Consider the following 17468-nt stretch of genomic DNA (forward strand, 5'->3'; position numbering starts at 1 on the left):
AAGTGGGTCCGCTCCCGAGTGTCACCTGTCGCGTGGGTGCTGGCAAGCGCTGGTCGCCGGTTATTGTCCGGGGGCCTGTGTGAGACGGGAGGTGTGGTCCGCGGGCGGCGATGACGCGGGACTGCGCAATCGTTCGAGGGCCCAGCCGACGTGTTCGCGTACCAGGGCGGAGGGGTGGTCGGCGCGGGCGCGAAGGGCCGTCTCGGCCTCCGCGGAAGCCGGGCCATTGCCCAGGGCGACCGCCAGATTGCGCAGCCACTGCTCGTGGCCGATACGGCGGATGGCCATGCCCTCGGTGCGTTGCAGGAAGGTGGTCTCGTCCCAGCCGAACAGTTCCACCAGACTAGCGGCATCCAGTCCGTGGCGGGCGACGAAGTCGGGTTCCGCGGAGACCTCGGCAAAGCGATTCCACGGGCAGACCAGCTGGCAGTCGTCGCAGCCGTAAATACGGTTGCCGATCAGCGGGCGCAGCTCTTCGGGGATCGACCCCTTCAGCTCGATGGTCAGGTAGGAGATGCAGCGCCGGGCATCCAGGTCGTAGGGCCCGCGAAAGGCCTGCGTCGGGCAGATGTCGAGGCAGGCGGTACATGCCCCGCAGTGTTCGCCAACCGGGTCGTCCATCGGTAGCGGCAGGTCCGTAAACAGCTCGCCCAGAAAGAACCAGGATCCACTCTCGCGGGCGAGCAGGTTGGTGTTCTTGCCGATCCAGCCGAGCCCGGCACGGGCGGCCAGGGCCTTTTCCAGAATGGGTGCGCTGTCGGTGAAGGCACGATAGCCGTGCGGTCCTGCTGCGGCCTCGATGCGCCGGCCCAGTTCGGTCAGGCGCTTGCGGATCAGCTTGTGGTAGTCGCGGCCGAGGGCGTAGCGGGAGACATAGGCGCGGTCCCGTTCGGCCAGCTGGATCGCCGGGCGCCGGGTGCGCGGAGGAAAGTAGTCCATGCGCACGCTGATCACGCGTTGTACGCCCGGCATCAGTTGTGCGGGATCGTGGCGCAGTGCGGCGCGTTCGGCCATCCAGCCCATCTCGCCGTGCGAGCCTTTCTGCAGCCAGCGGTCCAGGTGCTGGCGGTCCACCTCCGGGACCGTGGCCGGCGCGATGCGCAGGGCCTGGAAGCCCAGCTCGCGGCCCCAGGCCCGAATCTGTTCGGCCAGCGCGTCACATTGGCGTGGATCGAGAGGCTCAGGCACGATTTCGGCAATCATACGATCGGGGCAAGAAACGTGAATGATGGACCCGGGGTGATCCCCCTGACCAGCGCGCTCTACGACAGCGAGGGCATGCGGGCCCTGGATGCGGCCGGCATGGCCCTGCCGGAGATCGCGCCCGGGGAATTGATGGAGCGCGCCGGGGCGGCCCTGCTGGCGGCTGTCAGGGCCCACTGGCCCGAGGTGCGCCGGCTCGGCATCCTCTGCGGCCCCGGCAACAACGGGGGCGACGGCTATGTGCTGGCGCGACTGGCGGCACAGGCCGGCCTCGATGTGCGGCTCCACGGCGGCCCGTCGCGCGCGCGCCCGGAGTCGGACGGCCGTCAGGCGCATCGACGCTGGATCGAGCACGGGGGGGCGATGGCGCCGCTCGAGGCCTTCGACCCGGCGGACGCCGAGCTGTGGGTCGACTGCCTGTTCGGTATCGGGCTGGAGCGCCCGCTGCACGATGCCTATGGCGAGGTGGTTGAACGCCTGAATGCCTCCGGGCGGCCCGTGCTGGCCGCGGACATCCCCTCGGGCGTCAATGCCGATACCGGCGCGGTGCCGGGACCCGCGGTGCGCGCCCGGCATACCGTGACCATGATTGCCGACAAGCTGGGGCTGCACACCGGCGCGGGCGTGGACTACGCGGGCACCGTCGAGGTGGCGCGGCTGGATCTGCCCGAGCAGATTGCCCGGGGCGTGATGCCGCGGGCCCGGCATCTGGGCCCGGAGGACTGGCAGGATCGTCTTCCGGCCCGCCGGCCGGGGGCGCACAAGGGTAACGCCGGACATGTGCTGGTCGTCGGGGGCGCGCCGGGATTCTCCGGGGCGGCCCGCCTGACGGCGCTCGCGGCCCTGCGTGCCGGGGCCGGGCGGGTGACGCTGGCCACGCACGAGGACCATGCGGCCTGGGCCAATGCCGACCGGCCCGAGATCATGGTGCGGGCGGTGCGCGAGCCGACCGATCTGTTACGCCTGGCCCGTCAGGTGGATGTGATCGCGGCAGGCCCGGGTCTGGGCACGGAGGAGTGGGGGCGCCGCCTGTGGCACGCGGTCGCGGATGCGGGGGTGCCCCTGGTGGTGGATGCCGATGCCCTGAACCTGCTGGCCGCGACGCCCCGTCAGATGGATTCCTGGATCCTGACTCCGCATCCAGGCGAGGCCGGCCGCCTGCTGAATCGTCCGGCGGCGGAGGTGGAGGCAAATCGACCGGCGGCCGTGCTCGAGCTGGCGCAGCGCTTCGGCGGCGTGTCGCTGCTCAAGGGGGCCGGGACGCTGGTCGCCGACGCCGATCCCGGTGTTGAGGTCGGGCCACTGACCTGTGTGACCGGGGGCCACGCCGGCATGGCGGTCCCCGGGAGCGGGGACGTGCTTACGGGGATTATCGTCGCGCTGCGGGCGCAGGGGCTCGAGGCACGCGCCGCGGCCGAGATCGGGGCAGCCTGGCATTGTGCCGCTGGTCGGGTCCTGCGCGCGCGGCTCGGCAGCTGGCGCGGGCTGCTGGCGGGCGAGCTGGCGGATGTGCTGCCGGCCGCCGCCGGGGAGGAGGGGGTGTGAACGAGGGGATCCGGCTACCGGACGCCGCGGCTACAGAGCGGGCCGGTGCGGCCCTTGCGGGGATGGAAGGCCTGCAGATCGTCTCCCTGGAGGGGGATCTCGGCGCGGGCAAGACGACCTGGGCGCGTGGCCTCCTGCAGGCGCTGGGTCATGCGGGCAACGTGCGCAGCCCCACTTACACGCTGGTGGAGTCCTACGAACTCCAGGGACGCAGCGTGCTGCACTTCGATCTGTATCGCCTGGCGGACCCGGAGGAGCTGGAGTATCTGGGGGTGCGCGAGGCCTTTGGCGGGCAAGCGCTCTGGCTGGTGGAGTGGCCGGAGCGCGGGGCCGGCTGGCTGCCGGAGCCGGATCTTCGGGTGCGGCTGGAGCCGTGCGAGCCGGACGGGCGCATGCTCTACGTGTCCGGGCCGGCCGCCGGCGACTATCGCACGCGCCTCCAGCGAAACGCCCCACCCTGATAACCCAATGAAAAGCCGGAATAAATCCAGCCCCCAAGAGGGATTGCGGTTCTTGTGGGGCGAGGTATCAGTTGCAATGCCACACACAAAAACCTCGATATCTCGCTCATAAAGAAAGAATTTTGCTATTGCTTTTCCAGAAAAAGCGTCCACAATGGAGTCAGACCCCCTGAATTAAAAGGGATTCGCCGTGGGCCAAAGCACGATTCCGGATATGCGCCGCCGCCAGGTGCTGCGCGCTCTGACTGCCCTGGGGCTGGTCGGGCTGCCGCTGCCCGCACTGGCGCGCACGGGTGTCGAGCGGGTGCGCATGTCCGTGGATGGTGACACCACGCGCCTGGTCTTCGACATGGATGGCGATGCCGAGTACTCGATGTTCAAGCTCGAGTCGCCCGATCGCCTGGTGGTGGATATCAAGAACGCTCGCGCGGTGGACGAGCTGAAGCTCAGCTCCAATCCGCGTTCGGTCGTGGAGTCGATCCGTCACGCCCCGCGCGACGGCGGTGATCTGCGCGTGGTGTTCGACCTGCGCAAGCCGATCGAGCCGCGCAGCTTCAAGTTGATGCCGGCCCAGGATTCCCCGCATCGTCTGGTGCTCGACCTGACCAGCCGCGAGGGTGCCCCCACGCAGTCGGCCCGGGAGGAATCCCGCGACAACGGCGAACCTCGCCGAGGCCGCTCGCAGGAGGATCTGCGTGATGTGGTGGTGGCCATCGACGCTGGCCATGGCGGGCATGACCCGGGCGCGATTGGCCCTGGTGGTACCCGCGAGAAGGACGTGGTCCTGCAGATCTCCAAGCGGCTGGCCGAGCGCGTCGACAACGAGCGCGGCATGAAGGCGGTGATGATCCGCACCGGCGATTACTTCCTGCCCCTGCGCGAGCGCATCGAGCGTGCCCGCGAGGCGGACGCTGACGTCTTTGTGTCGATTCACGCCGACGCGATCGCCAACCGCAACGTGCAGGGTTCCTCGGTATACATGCTCTCCGAACGCGGGGCCTCCAGCGAGGCCGCCCGTTTTCTGGCGCAGCGAGAGAACCAGGCCGACCTGCGGCTGGGCGGTGTACCGATCAACGGCAAGGATGACTCCCTGACCAACGTGCTGCTGGATCTGGCTCAGAGCGGCAGTCTCGAGGCGAGCAACACCCTGGCCGAGCGCATGATTTCCGAACTGCACCGGGTGGGCAAGGTGCGCAAGCCGGAGGTCGAGCGGGCGAACTTCGCGGTGCTGCGCTCGCCCGATGTCCCGTCCATCCTGGTCGAGGCCGCGTTCATCTCCAACCCGTCCGAGGAGCGCAAGCTGCGCAGCACGGACTTCCAGAATTCTCTTGCGGATGCCCTGCTGACCGGGCTGCGGTCCTATTTCTCGACGCATGCCCGCCCGGGCACGCTGATCGCCGATGGTCAGCCGGACCAGCACATTATTCGCCCCGGCGAGACCTTGTCCGGGATCGCCGATCGTTACAGCCTGTCGCTGGCCGATCTGCGCTCGGCGAACGATGTCAGCGACGATCGCATCTACGCCGGCCAGGTCCTGCGCATCCCGCGCGATTCCTGACGCCCATCGGCGCCTGCCCGTCCCGGAACGGGTGCCCGTCACGGATTCGGACTTTGTACCCACCGCGGTCTGTGCAGGGGCGCCCACCGGCGCGTGCAAATCGAGCTGCGTTTCCCTAGGCTTGTGGACCCATTCCGGCCCATGGATTCGCGTGTGTCCATCGAGAAACTCTCCGAGCAACTGATCAACCAGATCGCAGCAGGCGAGGTGGTCGAGCGCCCGGCCTCGGTGGTCAAGGAGCTGGTGGAGAATGCCCTGGACGCGGGTTCGACCCGCATCGAGATCCGTCTGGAGCAGGGCGGCATCCGTCTGATCCAGATCAGCGACAATGGTTGCGGCATCCATCGCGACGAGCTCCCGCTGGCACTGTCACGCCACGCGACCAGCAAGATCCGCTCGATGGAGGACCTCGAGGCCCTGCACACCCTCGGCTTTCGTGGCGAGGCACTGCCGTCGATCGCATCCGTCTCGCGCCTGTCCATGACCTCGGCGGTGGAGGGCGAGCGCAATGGCTGGCGTCTGACCGGGGATGGTTCGGATGTCTTTCGCGAGGCGGCCCCTGCCGCGCACCCGGTGGGCACGACGGTCGAGGTGCGGGACCTGTTCTTCAATGTCCCCGCAAGGCGCAAGTTCGTGCGCACCGAGCGCACCGAGTTCAACCACTGCGAGACCGTCATCCGTACCCAGGCGGCGGCCTGCCCGGAGGTCGCCTTCATCCTGCGCCACAACGATCGTGTGGTGTTGGACCTGCCCGCCGCAGCGGACCCTGCCCAGCGCGTGCGTGCCCTGCTGGGCGAGGCCTTTATGGACGCGGCGACGCCGGTGGACGAGCAGCGCGCCGGCCTCAAGCTTTCGGGCTGGCTGGGCGCCCCGACCCAGTCCCGGGCCCAGCCCGATCAGCAGTTCTTCTTCGTTAATGGCCGCGCGATTCGCGACCGCGTGCTGGCGGCAGCCGTGCGCAAGGCCTATCAGGACGTGCTCTACCACGGGCGTCACCCGATGTTCGTGCTGGAGCTCGAACTGGACCCCGTGCAGGTCGACGTGAACGCCCACCCCACCAAGCAGGAGGTGCGTTTTCGCGAGTCGCGGATGGTGCACGACTTCATCTTTCATGCCCTGCACAAGGCGCTGGCGGATGTGCGTCCCGGGGATGGCGGGATGCCCGGGCATCTGCCGCCCGTGACCGGGGCCGCGCGGCCGTCACAGGAGCAGGCTGCGCCGGGGTTCCCACGCGAGCGGGCGCTGAGCGGACTGGGGGTGCCCGAGTACCGCGCCGAAGCCCGGTCGCCTGCGGCCGGGTCGGGTGACCGCCGCGAGTATGCGTCTGGAACATCATCGGAGTATGCGGCAGCCTGGGCCGAGTTCCGCGGGCCAGCCGCGGTGGCCGAGCCCGCGCCCCGGGCATTCGAGGCGGCCGCCCGCGCGGATGAGGACGCTGGCACGGAAGGCACGCCCCCGCTGGGCTTCGCGCTGGGGCAGGTCGCGGAGACCTTTATCCTCGCGGAGAATGCAAGCGGCCTGATCGTGGTCGACATGCATGCGGCCCACGAGCGCATTACCTACGAGCGGCTCAAGCGCGAATGGGGTTCGCAGGGCATTACCTCGCAACCCCTGCTGGTACCGGAGACGCTGGACGTGACGCCCACCGAGGCCGCGCTGGCCGAAGAGCATGCCGGTGTGCTGGGTGCTTTGGGTTTCGAACTGGATCGGTCGGGGCCGGAGGCGCTGACCCTGCGCGCGGCCCCGGCGCTGCTGCGCGGGCGTGACACGGCCCAGCTGGTGCGCGATGTGCTCGCGGACCTCGCGGCCGTCGGCTACAGCCACCGCGCCGAGGGCGAGATGAATGCCGTGCTCGGCACCATGGCCTGCCACGGCTCGGTGCGCGCCGGGCGTCGTCTGACGCTCCCGGAGATGAACCAGCTGCTGCGCGACATGGAGGCGACCGAACGCTCCGGGCAATGCAATCATGGCCGCCCGACCTGGGTGGAGCTCGATCACCAGGCGCTGGATCGCTTGTTTCTGCGAGGCCGCTAGCGATCAATGGACGCATTCGGACCCGGCCGCCCGCCGGTGGTGATCCTGGCCGGACCGACGGCCTCGGGCAAGACCGCTTTGTCGCTGGCGCTTGCCGAGGCGCTGGAGGGCGAGATCGTCAGCGTCGACTCCGCGCTGGTCTATCGCGGCATGGATATCGGCACCGCGAAACCGACTGCGGAGGAGCGCGCCCGCGTGCCGCACCATCTGCTGGATATCCGCGATCCGGAGGACACTTACAGTGCCGCCGACTTCGCGCGCGACGCCCGGGAGGCGATCGCCGGGATCCACGCGCGTGGCCGGGTGGCGCTGCTGGTGGGTGGCACGCTGTTGTACCTGCGTGCTCTGCTGGATGGTTTCGACGAGATCCCCGAGGTACCGGATGCGGTGCGCGAACGGGTGCGGGCGCGCCTGGACGTGGAGGGTGGCCTGGCCTTGCATCGCGAACTCGTCAAGGTGGATCCCGAGGCGGCGGCGCGTATTCACCCGAACGACCCGCAGCGCATCCTGCGGGCACTGGAGGTCTTTGAGGCGACCGGGCGGCCGTTGTCCAGCTTCCAGCAGGGTGCGGCGGCCCGCGTGCCGGATGGCTGGGTATCGCTGGCCCTGTGGCCGGAGGATCGCGACGTCCTGCGCGACCGGATCGCCCGTCGCTTCGACGCGATGCTGGAGGCCGGGTTTGTCGACGAACTGATGGCCCTGCAGCAGCGCCCCGGGCTGACGGCGGAGCATCCCTCCCAGCGCGCGGTGGGCTACCGTCAGGGCTGGCAGTGGCTGGCGGGAGAGCTCGACTTTGCGCAGTTCCGCGAGCGGGCGATCGCTGCGACGCGGCAACTGGCCAAGCGCCAGCTGACGGGCTTGCGGCGATTCCCGCTGCATGCGCGATTGAACGCGGCCACGATCGATCGGTCGGAAGTGTTGAACGTGATTCGCCGCGCAGACTTCCAGTAGTGATGTGCTACTCTCTGAGAAGGCGCCGCCGGGGCTTGGTGGAGGAGCTTTTGGCGTGTGGCGAGATGAAGAATAACAACCAAGGAACGCACTGATGGCCAAAGGGCAAATGCTGCAGGAACCCTTCCTGAACGCGCTGCGTCGGGACCGTGTGCCGGTCTCGATCTATCTGGTCAACGGCATCAAGCTGCAGGGGCAGATCGAGTCCTTCGATCAGTTCGTGGTGCTGCTGCGCAGTACCGTTTCGCAGATGGTGTACAAGCATGCGATCTCGACCATCGTCCCGTCCCGCCAGGTGCGCATGAATACCGAGGGCGAAGAGGTCACCACCGCTGAGGCGGAGGCTTGAGCGTGCGCGGGAGGTTCGTCTTTTTTGTTTGAGCGTCCCGACAGCGCCGGCGATCGCGCCGTGCTGGTGGCACTGGCCATCGGCGAAAACCCCGATATCGAGGCCCAGGTCCAGGAGTTCGACGAACTGGTCCGCTCCGCCGGCGCGGATGTCCTGGAACTCGTCCGTGGTTCACGCGACCGCCCGCATCCCCGCTTGTTCGTAGGCGCCGGCAAGGCCGACGAGATTCGTGCCGCGGTCGAGGCCCATGGCGCCGATGTGGTGATCTTCAACCACGCCCTCTCGCCCAGTCAGGAACGTAACCTCGAACGTCAGCTGCAGTGCCGTGTGCTGGACCGTGCGGGGCTGATCCTCGACATCTTCGCCCAGCGCGCGCGTTCGCACGAAGGCAAGCTGCAGGTCGAGCTGGCCCAGTTGCGGCACATGGCCACGCGGCTGGTGCGCGGCTGGACTCACCTGGAACGGCAGAAGGGCGGGATTGGTCTGCGCGGCCCGGGGGAAACCCAGCTCGAAACCGACCGCCGCTTGCTGGCGGCGCGCATCAAGCACATCGAACGGCGTCTGGAGAAGGTCGAGCGCACCCGCGAGCAGGGGCGTCAGGCGCGCCTGCGCAACGAGATCCCGACCGTGTCCCTGGTGGGCTATACCAACGCCGGCAAGTCCACGCTGTTTAACCGCCTGACGCACTCGGATGTGTACGAGGCGGATCAGCTGTTCGCGACCCTGGACCCGACCCTGCGGCGGCTGGACCTGGCCCCGCACCAGTCGCTGATCCTGGCGGACACGGTCGGGTTCGTGCGCGACCTGCCGCACGAACTGGTGGCGGCCTTTAAAGCGACCCTGACCGAGACCCGCGAGGCCGCGCTGCTGCTGCACGTGATCGACGCCGCCGATCCCGAACGCGAGGCGCGCATCCGCCAGGTCGATGCGGTGCTGGAGGAGATCGGCGCGCAGGATGTCCCCTGCTGGCGGGTCTACAACAAGATCGACCGACTGGAGTCGGCCCCGGATGCCGCCGAGGCCCGCTTCGGCTCCGGCGATGACGTCTTCTGGGTGTCCGCGTATACGGGCGAGGGGATCGCCACGCTGGAAGAGCGCCTGGCCGAGACCTTTACCGAGTCGATGATGCGGGGCTGGGTGGAACTGCCGGCCAGTGCCGGCCGTTTGCGCGCCCAGCTGTACGAGGAGAAGGCCGTGGAGGCGGAGCAGACCACCGCGGACGGTCAGATCCAGCTGCGCTTGAGTCTGCCGCAACGGCGCTTCCAGCAACTGGTGCGCGATGCCGGTCTGAATCCGGAGCAGCTCGAGGTCGTATTCGACGCGCCCTCATCGGCCGCGGTGGGACAGTAGGTACCCGGACGGGCGCGCGGCATCAGGGGCCGCGAGCGCCGGCGCGTCAGGCGTCGCGGGCTCGCGCAATGGCCTCTTCGTCGGCCTCGGCCACGTAGAGCGTCAGGGTCTCCCCCGCGCGGATGCCGTCGCCATTGAGCGAGTTCCAGCGGCGCAGGTCGCTTACCGAGACCTGGAACTGACGGGCAATGCTGGACAGGGAATCCCCAGGCTGGACTTCGTAGGCCACGCTGCGGCCGTTATCCGACGCGCTCCCCCCATTGGCTTGGGCGACCTGCAACGTGTCGCCCGGACGCAGGATGGCGTCGCGCTCCAGCTCGTTCGCCGCGCGCAGTTCGCTGATGGTCATGCCCGTACGTTCGCTGATGGTCCACAGGCTGTCGCCTTCCTGGATCTCGTAGGTGTCGAGCTCGCCCGCCTCGGCAGCGGCCGCGACCTGGATCTCGGCGTCTTCCTGTCCGGTTACCGGCAGTTTCAGCGTCTGTCCGGCGCGGATGTTGTCGCCGTTGAGACCATTCATTTCGCGCAGCACGGCCACGCGGGTACCGGCGCGCTGGGCGATGGAACCGAGGTTGTCACCACTGGCCACGGTGTATTCGCGGAAGCGGATCAGCGGGTCGTCGCCGTGTTCGGCCAGGGCGACTTCCAGGGTCTCGGCCGCATCGTGCGGAATGAACAGGTGCTGGGCATGAGCCGGATGGGTGGCGTGGCGCTGATACCCCGGGTTCAGGCGCTTCAGGTCATCCGCCTCGAGCCCGATCATCTCGGCGATCAGGGCGAGATCGGCCTGGCGACCGGGCTCGATCCGCTCCAGCGCCGGTTCGTTGGCGATCGGGGTGATCTGTGTCCCGTGTTCGTCGGGCTTCAGAAACAGCTCGCGCAGGGCCAGGAGACGGGGCACGTAGGCGGTCGCCTCGGCCGAGAGTTCGAGGCTCCAGTAGTCGGTCGGCTCCCCGCGCGCGGCGTTGCGTTCCATTGCCCGCGTCACGTTGCCCTGGCCGAAGTTGTAGGCGGCCAGGGCCAGGTACCAGTCATCGAAGCGCTGATACAGCGCCTCCAGGTAGTCCAGCGCGGCGAGGGTGGACTGATAGACATCGCGGCGCCCGTCGTACCAGTGGTCGCGCGTCAGGTCGAAATGGTCGCCAGTCGCCGGGATGAACTGCCAGATGCCGGCTGCACGACCGCTGGAGGTCGCCTCGGCGGCAAAGCCACTCTCCACGATCGGCAGCAGCAGCAGCTCGGTTGGCATGTCGCGCTGTTCGATCTCCGAGAGGATGAAGTACGCAAACGGCTCGGCGCGCTCGGTCGAGAGCTGGATGATGCGCGGGTTGGCGCGGTAGTGCTCGATGTACTGCTCCACGCGCTCGTGGTGCAGGTCATCTTCAAAGCCGAAGCCCAAGCGGGTGCGCTCCCACAGGTCGTCGGTCTCCGCGGCCTGGTCGGCGGCCTCGAGGGCCTGCCGCTCCATGGCGGCCTGGACGTCGGCCTGGGTCGGACCCTCCACCACGGGCTTGTCGACCTGGGAGGTATCCAGTGCGCGTTCGGAGTCGTGTAGGCTACAGGCAGAGGCCAGCAGGGTCGCCAGGCCCAGGATAATGCCAAGCGGCAGTCGGGAGCGGGGTCGGATCATCATGGCGCTGAAGGATAAACCACACTCGGAGTATCACCAAGACCCTTTTTTGCGCTGGCTTTCTCACTGGTACGAGAAGCCGCAGGGCCGGCGCGTTCGCGAGCGGCTTTTGCAACGGATTCGACAGCACGCCGCCCCCGGCCCGGGGGAGGTCGCGATCGAGCTCTCCCCGGTCCCGATGCTGGAAGATTCCGACACCCTGGGCGGTCCAGTCGTGCGCATGGACTCCTCGCGTCCAGGCCTGTTGATGGAGCCGGAATCCTGGCCACTGGAGTCGGATTGCGCGCGCCGCATCGTGCTGGCCCATCCCTGCTCTTACAGCGATCTGCCCGCCGCCGTGGTTGCCGAGGCCGCGCGCGTGCTGGAGCCGGAGGGCATGGTCTTCATGCTCGAGGGCAACCGCCTGCAACTGGGCGATCAGGGTGGGGTGCGCGTGTCTCCGCTGCCGGAGGGGCTCCGGCGTCGCCAGTACCGCGAGTTCATGGAATCGGCCGATCTGGAGGTGCTGGAGCAGTGGAGCCTCAGCCTGCTGCCGCCCGGACTGTCCGAGGCCTGGCAGCAAAGGCTGGCCCCGGTGGACGCCTGGACCCGCCGGGGGCTGCCGCCGCTGGCCAGCGTGATCCTGACCGTTGCCCACAAGCGCGTGGATCTGCCCTTGCGCCCGGCGCCGCAATATCGCTTCGCCACCCCGGGTCCCCGCCTGCGGCCCGGACTGGTATCCTCGCGCTCCCCTCATTCCGGAGTCCGCCGAGCGCATGGCTGACGAACGCGTGTACATCTATACCGACGGCGCCTGTCGCGGTAACCCGGGCCCTGGTGGCTGGGGCGCAATCCTGCGTTACCAGGGCACTGAGCGGGAGTTGTACGGGGCAGAGGCCGAGACCACCAATAACCGCATGGAGATGACCGCCGCAATCCGCGCCCTGGAGACGCTCAAGCGCCCCTGCAAAGTGGAACTGGTCACGGATTCGAAATACGTCAAGCAGGGGGTGACCGACTGGCTGCCCGGCTGGAAACGGCGTAACTGGAAATCCGCCAGCGGCTCCCCGGTGAAGAACCGCGACCTGTGGGAGGCCCTGGACGCCCAGGCCGCGCGTCACGACATCGAGTGGTACTGGGTGCGTGGGCACAGCGGTCACCCGGAGAACGAGCGCGCCGACCAGCTGGCCAATGCGGGGATCGACGCCCTGCTGGCGGGCGAGCCGACGGAGAACTGAAATGCGACAGATCGTGCTGGATACCGAGACCACCGGCCTGGAGCCGGCCGAGGGGCACCGCATCATCGAGATCGGTTGCCTGGAGCTGGATAACCGCCGGCCGACCGGACGCAAGCTGCACGAGTACCTGCAGCCGGATCGCGAGATCGATGCCGGCGCGATCGAGGTCCATGGAATTACCAACGATTTCCTCGCGGACAAGCCGCGTTTCGCCGATGTGGTCGGCCAATTCATCGAGTTCGTGCGCGGCGCCGAGCTGATCATCCACAATGCCCCGTTCGATGTCGGCTTCATCAATCATGAGTTGCGTCTGCTGGGTGCCGCCGCGCCGGTGACGGAGCTGGCGGAGGCCTGCACCGTGCTGGATTCGCTGGTGATGGCGCGGCGCATGCACCCGGGGACACGCAATTCGCTGGACGCGCTGTGCAAGCGCTACGAGATCGATGCCTCCGGGCGCACGCTGCACGGCGCGCTGCTCGATGCCGAGCTGCTGGCGGATGTCTATCTGGCGATGACCGGTGGTCAGGTTGCCCTGGGCCTGGACGCCGAGGGCGAGGGCGGTGCCGAGGCCGGTGCCCCGGTGCGCGCGCAGCGCTCCGGCAAGCCCCTGCCGGTGATCGAACCGAATGCCGACGAACAGGCCGCGCACGAGACCCTGTTGCGCACGCTGGACGAGGCCGCGGGCGGGGCCTGCCGCTGGCGCGCGACGACGTCCTGACGTAGGGAAACACTGATCAATGTACACACTCGCGTTGGCACCCCAGGTTTTCCGAGACAAGGCGCGTCGGGCAGCGGGTAGTGGTTCTACCCGCAAGCGGCGCAACGCAGAATCGGGGAACCTGGGGTGCCAACCCCTACAAGCTACTGAGAGACGGGGCTCGGCCGCCCGTTTTAGATGACAACGGGCGCGCGCACGGCGTTGCGGTTCCCTTGTGCAGAATGACTGCACGGCAGTTACCGCGCCTTGTTCGCACGCAAAAGCGACTCGAGCGCGAGCGTGTACATTGATCAGTGTTTCCCTTTGGCCTTCCGGCGCGGCCGGTCGCGGTCAGAAGACCAGATTGATCACCACCAGCGAGACGACCATGAACAGCAGGGTCATCAGCGCGCCGGCGCGCAGGTAGTCGGCTACGCGGTAGCCGCCCGGGTCCATGATCAGGGCATTCACCTGGTGGGTGGGTAGCAGGAACGAGTTGGACGCGGCAATCGCGACGATCAGGGCGAATACCCGCGGGTCGGCGTCGATGCCCACGCCCTGGGCGACGGTCGCGAAGCTGACGGCCAGTGGCACCAGCAGCACGGTGGCCCCCACGTTCGACATCACCAGTGTGAAGAAGGTGGTCAGCAGGAACACCGCGACCTGCAGGACCCAGACCGGCATCCCCTCCAGCTGCGCCATGCCGTTGGCCGCGATCCACTCGCCGGCCCCGGAGTTCTCCACCGCGAGCCCCAGCGGGATCAGCGAGGCCAGCAGAAACACCGTCTTCCAGCTGATGCCCCGGTAAGCCTCGTCCATCGCGATCACGCCGGTCAAGATCATCCCCAGCGCGCCCCCCAGCAAGGCCAGCGCCAGTGGCAGATCGGTGAACAGCACCAGCCCCAGGCCCAGCGCCAGCGAGCCGAGGGCCGCCAGTGGCCGGTGAGTCGCGGGCTCCTCGCGCCGGCGGCGCGGGTAGCGGCTGGTGACCACCACGAAGTCGCGGTCGTCCTCCAGCGCCTGCAGGTTCTCCCATGGGGTGTGCACGACCAGGGTGTCGCCGGCCTTGAGTGGGGTCTCCGGGACCTCGTCGACGATGCGGTCGTCCCCGCGCTGGATACGCAGCACCGAGATCCCGTAGGTACGGCGCATGCCCTTGTCGCGCACGGTCTGGCCGATCAGGTCGGAGCCGGGTGGGATGATCACCTCGGCAATCCCGCCGTAACGGGCCGACATCGCACGCGCGAACACGTCCAGTTCGTCCTTGAGGATCGTGCCGGTGCTGTCGCAGGTCTTCTCGATGGTGGTGACCGGACCGAGGATCGCCAGATGCGCGCCGCGTTCCAGTTCGATCTCGCGGTTCGGTTCGATGCGCGTCTCGTCACCCGTGGTCACCCCCACCACATGCACCCCGAAGGCCGCCTCGAAATCCCCCACCCGCATACCGGCCAGCGAGCTGTTCTCGCCCAGGCGCGCCTCGCGCACGCCGAAATCCATACCGTAGACATCACGGAACCAGGCCGAGGTGGTCTGCACCCGGCTCTCCTCCGGGTCCTCGGCCTGCGGATCGCGGGCCGGCAGGACCCAGTGCCCGAGAATCGCGAAGTAGAGGATCAGGGTGGCCAGCAGCGCCAGCCCGATCGGGGTCACGTCGAACAGCCCGAAGTCGTCCAGATGCCCGGGCATCAGGTCATTGAGCAGGATCAGCGGGCTGGAGGCGACCAGCGTCAGGGTGCCGCCGACGATCGCGGCAAAGCCCATGGGCATCAGCAGCCGCGAGCGCGGGATGCGCGCGGCCGCGCCGATGCGGTTAATCACGGGCATGAACAGGGCGGCGGCCCCGATGTTCTGCATGAAGCTGGTGATCACCCCCACCGCGCCGGAGGTTGTGGCCATCACCCGGCGTTCGGTCTGACCGCCAAAGCGCAGGATCAGGTCCGCCAGGCGGTTCATGACGCCGGAACGGTCGAGGCCCGCGCCGATGATCATCACCGCGATGATCGCGATCACCGCGTTCGAGGCAAAGCCCGAGAACAGTTCGTCGCCCTCGACGATCGGGGCCACGCCCGGTACCAGCGCCACCATGCCGAGCAGGAACAGCACGCTCAGCGCCGCCAGGTCGATCCGGATGATCTCGGTGACGAACAGCAGGATCGTCAGGCCCAGCAGGCCGAACACGATCCCCATCTCCAGGGTGAAGGCGACCTCGTCCATCGTGGTCGCCCGGGTTCAGCCGAGCAAGCGCTCGCGCAGGGCGTCGAGCAGGCCGTCCATCGGGAGGTGTTCGGCTTCGCTGGAGGTGCGCGCCTGGTATTCGAGTTCGCCGGCGTCGAGGCCGCGTTCGCCGATGACCAGGCGGTGCGGGATGCCGATCAGCTCCATGTCGGCGAACATCACGCCGGGGCGCTGTTCGCGATCATCCAGCAGGACCTGGAAGCCGGCGGCCTCCAGCTCGTCGTGCAGTCTCTCCGCGGCCTCGCGCACGCGCTGAGACTTCTTTGCGCCGATCGGGCACAGGGCGATGTCGAAGGGGGCGATCGCCGTGGGCCAGCAGATGCCGCGCTCGTCGGAGTTCTGCTCGATTGCGGCCGCGACCACGCGCGAGACGCCAATGCCGTAGCAGCCCATCGTTACCACCTGTTCGCGGCCGTCCTCGTCCAGCACGCGGGCGCCCAGGGCCTGCGAATACTTGTCGCCGAGCTGGAAGATGTGGCCGACCTCGATACCGCGGCGGATCTCGATCGGGCCGGAGCCGTCCGGGGCCGGTTCGCCCTCGGTGATGTTGCGCAGGTCGGCGCTCTCCGGCTGCGGCAGGTCGCGTTCCCAGTTCACGTGCTTCAGGTGGTGGCCGTCCTCGTTGGCCCCGACCACCATGTCCGCCATGCCCAGCACGGCCTGATCGGCCAGCACGGGGATCGGGCTGTCCACCGGCCCCAGCGAGCCGGGCTCGGCGCCGAAGGCGGTACGGATCTCGGCCGCCTCGGCCATGCGCAGGGGGTCGGCTACCCATGGGTGCTTCTCGGCCTTCACCGCATTGAGTTCGTGGTCCCCGCGCAGGACCAGCGCGACCAGATCGGCATCGATCGCGTCGGAGGCGGCCACGACCAGGGTCTTGACGGTCTGTGCGGCTGGGATGCCGAGGGAGTTCGCCAGATCCTCGATGGTATGCACCCCGGGGGTGGCAATTTTTTCCATGGCACCGCTGGGGGGCGGGGCCTGGGCCGGCTGCGGACACATGGCCAGCTCGACGTTGGCGGCATAGCCGCCCGGCGAGAAGGCGATCGCGTCCTCGCCGGAGCTGGCGAGCACGTGGAACTCGTGCGAGGCGTTGCCACCGATCGCGCCGGTGTCGGCCTCTACCGCGCGGAAGTCCAGGCCGCAGCGCTCGAAGATGCGGCAGTAGGCGTCGTGCATTTGCTGGTAGGTCTGCCCCAGCGACTCGGCATCCAGGTGGAAGGAGTAGGCATCCTTCATCAGGAACTCGCGGGCGCGCATCACGCCGAAGCGCGGGCGGCGCTCGTCCCGGAATTTGGTCTGGATCTGGTAGTAGTTGACCGGCAGTTGGCGGTAGCTACGGATCTCGCGGCGCACGAGATCCGTGATGACCTCCTCGTGGGTCGGGCCGAAGCAGAAGTCGCGTTCGTGGCGATCCTTCAGGCGCAGCAGCTCGGCCCCGTAGAAGTCCCAGCGACCGGACTCCTGCCACAACTCGGCCGGCTGCACTGCCGGCATCAGCACCTCCAGCGCTCCGGCACGGTTCATCTCTTCGCGAACGATGTTTTCCACCCGGCGCAGCACACGCAGCCCCAGCGGCAGCCAGGTGTACAGCCCGGCGGCCAGGCGCCGGACATAGCCGGCGCGCAGCATCAGCTGGTGGGAGATGATCTCGGCGTCGGCCGGGGTTTCTTTCAGGGTGTTCAGCGGGAATTGCGAGACGCGCATCGGGGCAGTCCGTTATCAAGTGCGTGAGAGAAGTGACGGCCCACCGGGCCGCGATGATTCAGAACGTCGTGCTGTTGGTGCCCCAGAAGTGGCGCGGGGCGTCGGAGAATTCGATATAGACCCGGGCTGGGTCCAGGCCCAGCTCGGTTTGCAGGGCGTCGCAGAGTTTGCGTGACAGCTCGCGGGTCAGCCCCTCGGGCAGGTCGATGCTTTTCAACTCGCAGTAGGCGAGTGGGTCGGTGCTGCCGGCGAAGCACATCGCCGGGTTGTGCGTGCAGGTGACCATCACGTAGCCCTCGGGCTTGCCCAGCCAGTCGGCCACCTGTGCGGACAGGTGCTGGCACAGCCCCGAAGGATCGTCGGGCAGGACGGTGTTGGTCTCGACTCGCAGCAGCGGCATCTCGGTTCCCCATCGGTTAGCTACGGCGCCACATGATACGGCCAGCGGACGGACCGTGCAGTCCGGGGTGCGTTGGCTGACGATATAGCTATACTCACCGCAAGGTATTTCCGGGCGTCGGCGTTGCCGTC

15 protein-coding genes are annotated in these 17468 nt (G+C 68.2%); 10 read left to right on the forward strand and 5 right to left on the reverse strand.

Annotated features, from left to right (window positions below):
* Positions 1–60: 60 nt before the first annotated feature.
* The gene (queG, locus tag F467_RS0104720) at positions 61–1203 is read right to left on the reverse strand and encodes a tRNA epoxyqueuosine(34) reductase QueG (protein WP_018138598.1); all 1143 of its coding nucleotides are present in this window, start codon (positions 1201–1203) and stop codon (positions 61–63) included.
* Positions 1204–1221: 18 nt separating this feature from the next.
* On the opposite strand from queG, the gene F467_RS0104725 reads away from it, so the two are divergent.
* The 7 genes from F467_RS0104725 (at position 1222) to hflX (ending at position 9451) form a co-directional block, all read left to right on the forward strand.
* Entirely contained in the window at positions 1222–2748 is a 1527-nt protein-coding gene (locus F467_RS0104725; RefSeq protein ID WP_018993765.1) for a bifunctional ADP-dependent NAD(P)H-hydrate dehydratase/NAD(P)H-hydrate epimerase, read from the forward strand.
* The gene (gene tsaE / locus F467_RS0104730) at positions 2745–3209 is read left to right on the forward strand and encodes a tRNA (adenosine(37)-N6)-threonylcarbamoyltransferase complex ATPase subunit type 1 TsaE (protein WP_018138596.1); all 465 of its coding nucleotides are present in this window, start codon (positions 2745–2747) and stop codon (positions 3207–3209) included. The genes F467_RS0104725 and tsaE overlap by 4 nt, the downstream gene beginning before the upstream one ends.
* 214 nt (positions 3210–3423) lie before the next feature.
* A complete protein-coding gene (locus F467_RS0104735) occupies positions 3424–4767 on the forward strand; it encodes an N-acetylmuramoyl-L-alanine amidase (protein ID WP_018138595.1) in 1344 nt (447 codons plus the stop codon).
* 153 nt (positions 4768–4920) lie between these two features.
* Positions 4921–6801 (forward strand): DNA mismatch repair endonuclease MutL, encoded by a 1881-nt coding sequence (gene mutL / locus F467_RS0104740; protein WP_018138594.1) that lies wholly within the window; start codon positions 4921–4923, stop codon positions 6799–6801.
* Between the two features lie 6 nt (positions 6802–6807).
* Entirely contained in the window at positions 6808–7752 is a 945-nt protein-coding gene (gene miaA, locus F467_RS0104745; protein WP_018138593.1) for a tRNA (adenosine(37)-N6)-dimethylallyltransferase MiaA, read from the forward strand.
* A gap of 94 nt (positions 7753–7846) precedes the next feature.
* A complete protein-coding gene (hfq, locus tag F467_RS0104750) occupies positions 7847–8101 on the forward strand; it encodes an RNA chaperone Hfq (RefSeq protein WP_018138592.1) in 255 nt (84 codons plus the stop codon).
* Positions 8102–8125: 24 nt separating this feature from the next.
* Positions 8126–9451 carry a ribosome rescue GTPase HflX gene (gene hflX, locus F467_RS0104755; RefSeq protein ID WP_018138591.1) on the forward strand — a complete coding sequence of 442 codons (1326 nt, stop codon included), beginning with the start codon at positions 8126–8128 and terminating at the stop codon, positions 9449–9451.
* A 46-nt stretch (positions 9452–9497) separates the two neighbouring features.
* Here hflX and F467_RS0104760 read toward each other — a convergent pair whose 3' ends face one another.
* Positions 9498–11084, reverse strand: coding sequence for a LysM peptidoglycan-binding domain-containing protein (locus tag F467_RS0104760; RefSeq protein WP_018138590.1), 1587 nt, complete (start codon positions 11082–11084; stop codon positions 9498–9500).
* On the opposite strand from F467_RS0104760, the gene F467_RS0104765 reads away from it, so the two are divergent.
* The 3 genes from F467_RS0104765 to dnaQ are packed head-to-tail and all read left to right on the forward strand — an operon-like array spanning position 11083 to position 13016.
* A complete protein-coding gene (locus F467_RS0104765; RefSeq protein ID WP_018138589.1) occupies positions 11083–11844 on the forward strand; it encodes a hypothetical protein in 762 nt (253 codons plus the stop codon). The genes F467_RS0104760 and F467_RS0104765 overlap by 2 nt on opposite strands.
* Complete coding sequence (rnhA, locus tag F467_RS0104770; protein ID WP_018138588.1) at positions 11837–12298, forward strand: ribonuclease HI; 462 nt, start codon at positions 11837–11839, stop codon at positions 12296–12298. The genes F467_RS0104765 and rnhA overlap by 8 nt, the downstream gene beginning before the upstream one ends.
* 1 nt (position 12299) lies before the next feature.
* Positions 12300–13016: a DNA polymerase III subunit epsilon gene (dnaQ, locus tag F467_RS0104775; RefSeq protein ID WP_018138587.1), complete on the forward strand. Its 717-nt coding sequence runs from the start codon at positions 12300–12302 to the stop codon at positions 13014–13016.
* Between the two features lie 330 nt (positions 13017–13346).
* On the opposite strand, the gene F467_RS0104780 is transcribed toward dnaQ, so the two are convergent.
* From F467_RS0104780 to F467_RS0104790, 3 genes are read right to left on the reverse strand one after another with little or no spacing between them, the layout of a single operon-like run.
* A complete protein-coding gene (locus F467_RS0104780) occupies positions 13347–15209 on the reverse strand; it encodes an SLC13 family permease (RefSeq protein ID WP_018138586.1) in 1863 nt (620 codons plus the stop codon).
* A 15-nt stretch (positions 15210–15224) separates the two neighbouring features.
* The gene (locus F467_RS0104785; RefSeq protein ID WP_018138585.1) at positions 15225–16937 is read right to left on the reverse strand and encodes a proline--tRNA ligase; all 1713 of its coding nucleotides are present in this window, start codon (positions 16935–16937) and stop codon (positions 15225–15227) included.
* A gap of 58 nt (positions 16938–16995) precedes the next feature.
* The gene (locus F467_RS0104790; RefSeq protein WP_018138584.1) at positions 16996–17337 is read right to left on the reverse strand and encodes a phenylpyruvate tautomerase MIF-related protein; all 342 of its coding nucleotides are present in this window, start codon (positions 17335–17337) and stop codon (positions 16996–16998) included.
* Between the last annotated feature and the right edge of the window lie 131 nt (positions 17338–17468).

The sequence above is a fragment of the Thioalkalivibrio sp. ALJ12 genome (assembly GCF_000378305.1).
Lineage (GTDB): Bacteria > Pseudomonadota > Gammaproteobacteria > Ectothiorhodospirales > Ectothiorhodospiraceae > Thioalkalivibrio.